This is a genomic window from Stenotrophomonas sp. STEN008 (genome assembly GCF_056760435.1).
Map to the genome: position 1 here is coordinate 1 of NZ_JBRRET010000076.1, position 3,433 is coordinate 3,433.

Sequence of the window (3,433 nt, forward strand, 5' to 3'; positions counted from 1 at the left end):
TTTTGGGTATAAACCCTGGCGATGACCTACTCTCGCATGGCTTGAGCCACACTACCATCGGCGCAGCTGCGTTTCACTTCCGAGTTCGGGATGGGATCGGGTGGTTCCACAGCGCTAATTTCACCAGGGAGGCTTTTGGAGAGTCGCACTCGTCCCGAGGGACAAGGCGCCAGCCTCGCATAGTTCTTGTGACGTAGCGTGCACTTGGATGCTCTTACGACGCTGTCGTAAAGCCAAGGCAACTTGAGGTTATATGGTCAAGCCGCACGGATCATTAGTATCAGTTAGCTCAATACATTGCTGTACTTACACACCTGACCTATCAACCACGTAGTCTACATGGTTCCTTCAGGGGGCTTGTGCCCCGGGAGATCTCATCTTGAGGCGCGCTTCCCGCTTAGATGCTTTCAGCGGTTATCGCTTCCGAACATAGCTACCCGGCAATGCCACTGGCGTGACAACCGGAACACCAGAGGTTCGTCCACTCCGGTCCTCTCGTACTAGGAGCAGCCCCTCTCAAATCTCCAACGCCCATGGCAGATAGGGACCGAACTGTCTCACGACGTTCTGAACCCAGCTCGCGTACCACTTTAAATGGCGAACAGCCATACCCTTGGGACCGACTACAGCCCCAGGATGTGATGAGCCGACATCGAGGTGCCAAACACCGCCGTCGATATGAACTCTTGGGCGGTATCAGCCTGTTATCCCCGGAGTACCTTTTATCCGTTGAGCGATGGCCCTTCCATACAGAACCACCGGATCACTAAGTCCTAGTTTCCTACCTGCTTGATCCGTCGATCTTGCAGTCAAGCACGCTTATGCCTTTGCACACAGTGCGCGATGTCCGACCGCGCTGAGCGTACCTTCGAGCTCCTCCGTTACTCTTTAGGAGGAGACCGCCCCAGTCAAACTACCCACCATACACGGTCCCCGACCCAGATAATGGGCCCAGGTTAGAACGTCAAGCACGACAGGGTGGTATTTCAAGGATGGCTCCACCACAGCTAGCGCCATGGTTTCATAGCCTCCCACCTATCCTACACAGACGAACTCAACGTTCAGTGTAAAGCTATAGTAAAGGTTCACGGGGTCTTTCCGTCTTGCCACGGGAACGCTGCATCTTCACAGCGATTTCAATTTCACTGAGTCTCGGGTGGAGACAGCGCCGCTGTCGTTACGCCATTCGTGCAGGTCGGAACTTACCCGACAAGGAATTTCGCTACCTTAGGACCGTTATAGTTACGGCCGCCGTTTACTGGGGCTTCGATCAAGAGCTTCGCCTTGCGGCTGACCCCATCAATTAACCTTCCAGCACCGGGCAGGCGTCACACCCTATACGTCCACTTTCGTGTTTGCAGAGTGCTGTGTTTTTGATAAACAGTCGCAGCGGCCTGGTTACTGCGACCCTCTTCAGCTATAGCTCGCACGAGCCACCAAAAAGGGTGCACCTTCTCCCGAAGTTACGGTGCCATGTTGCCTAGTTCCTTCACCCGAGTTCTCTCAAGCGCCTGAGAATTCTCATCCTACCCACCTGTGTCGGTTTACGGTACGGTCTGCGTAAGCTGAAGCTTAGGAGCTTTTCCTGGAAGCGTGGTATCAGTGACTTCGCCTTAAAGGCTCGTCTCGGTGCTCGGTCTTAAAGGATCCCGGATTTGCCAAAGATCCAAACCTACCGCCTTTCCCCGGGACAACCAACGCCCGGTACACCTAACCTTCTCCGTCCCTCCATCGCACTTACGCGAGGTGCAGGAATATTAACCTGCTTCCCATCGACTACGACTTTCGTCCTCGCCTTAGGGGCCGACTCACCCTGCGCCGATTAACGTTGCGCAAGGAAACCTTGGGCTTTCGGCGTGCGGGTTTTTCACCCGCATTATCGTTACTCATGTCAGCATTCGCACTTCCGATACCTCCAGCGGACTTCTCAATCCACCTTCGCAGGCTTACGGAACGCTCCTCTACCGCGCATAACAAAGTTATGCACCCCAAGCTTCGGTTCAGTGCTTAGCCCCGTTAAATCTTCCCCGCAGACCGACTCGACCAGTGAGCTATTACGCTTTCTTTAAAGGGTGGCTGCTTCTAAGCCAACCTCCTGGCTGTCTGTGCCTTTCCACATGGTTTTCCACTTAGCACTGAATTTGGGACCTTAGCTGTGGGTCTGGGTTGTTTCCCTTTTCACGACGGACGTTAGCACCCGCCGTGTGTCTCCCATACAGTCCGTCTCGGTATTCGGAGTTTGCAATGGTTTGGTAAGTCGCGATGACCCCCTAGCCATAACAGTGCTCTACCCCCGAGAGGATACATATGAGGCGCTACCTAAATAGCTTTCGAGGAGAACCAGCTATCTCCGGGTTCGATTAGCTTTTCACTCCTAATCACACCTCATCCCCTACCTTTGCAACGGGAGTGGGTTCGGGCCTCCAGTGCGTGTTACCGCACCTTCACCCTGGGCATGACTAGATCACCCGGTTTCGGGTCTACTGCCCGCGACTATGCGCCCTTATCAGACTCGGTTTCCCTTCGCCTCCCCTATACGGTTAAGCTTGCCACGAACAGTAAGTCGCTGACCCATTATACAAAAGGTACGCAGTCACTCCTTGCGGAGCTCCTACTGCTTGTACGCACACGGTTTCAGGTTCTATTTCACTCCCCTCTCCGGGGTTCTTTTCGCCTTTCCCTCACGGTACTGGTTCACTATCGGTCGGTCAGTAGTATTTAGCCTTGGAGGATGGTCCCCCCATGTTCAGACAGGGTTTCACGTGCCCCGCCCTACTCGTCTTCACTGGAATGGCCCTTTCAGATACAGGGCTGTCACCTTCTATGGCCACTCTTTCCAGAGTGTTTTCCTAGAACCAATCCAGCTTAAGGGCTAGTCCGCGTTCGCTCGTCGCTACTGACGGAATCTCGGTTGATTTCTTTTCCTCTGGTTACTTAGATATTTCAGTTCACCAGGTTCGCTTCCAGCAGCTATGTATTCACTGCAGGATACCCGCAAGCGGGTGGGTTTCCCCATTCGGACATTACCGGATCAAAGCTTGTTGCCAGCTCCCCGATACTTTTCGCAGGCTGCCACGTCCTTCATCGCCTCTGACCGCCAAGGCATCCACCGTGTGCGCTTATTCGCTTGACCATATAACCGCAAGTTGCCTTGGGTCATATCTGATCCAGGGGTACAAAGCCTGGATACGAATATAACGACTCAATCAATAAAGAGACTTTCGTCTCTCGCCTTAGCCTCACGACACGTCTGATAGAACATCTCAAACGCTCGCTACGTCACAAGTTTTAAAAGAACACGTACCGGCCACAGTGCCGATGCGTATAAAGATCGAATGTATGCGTCATTCAGAGAATGGTGGGTCTGGGAGGACTCGAACCACCGACCTCACCCTTATCAGGGGTGCGCTCTAACCACCTGAGCTACAGACCC

1 tRNA gene and 2 rRNA genes are annotated in these 3,433 nt (G+C 53.6%); all 3 read right to left on the reverse strand.

The window, feature by feature from the left end:
* Positions 1–13: 13 nt before the first annotated feature.
* The 3 genes from rrf to ACVOME_RS18580 all read right to left on the reverse strand — a co-directional run bounded on the left by rrf (position 14) and on the right by ACVOME_RS18580 (position 3,433).
* Positions 14–128 (reverse strand): 5S ribosomal RNA (gene rrf, locus ACVOME_RS18570).
* A gap of 125 nt (positions 129–253) precedes the next feature.
* Positions 254–3,133 (reverse strand): 23S ribosomal RNA (locus ACVOME_RS18575).
* 223 nt (positions 3,134–3,356) lie between these two features.
* Positions 3,357–3,433: transfer RNA gene (locus tag ACVOME_RS18580), tRNA-Ile, on the reverse strand.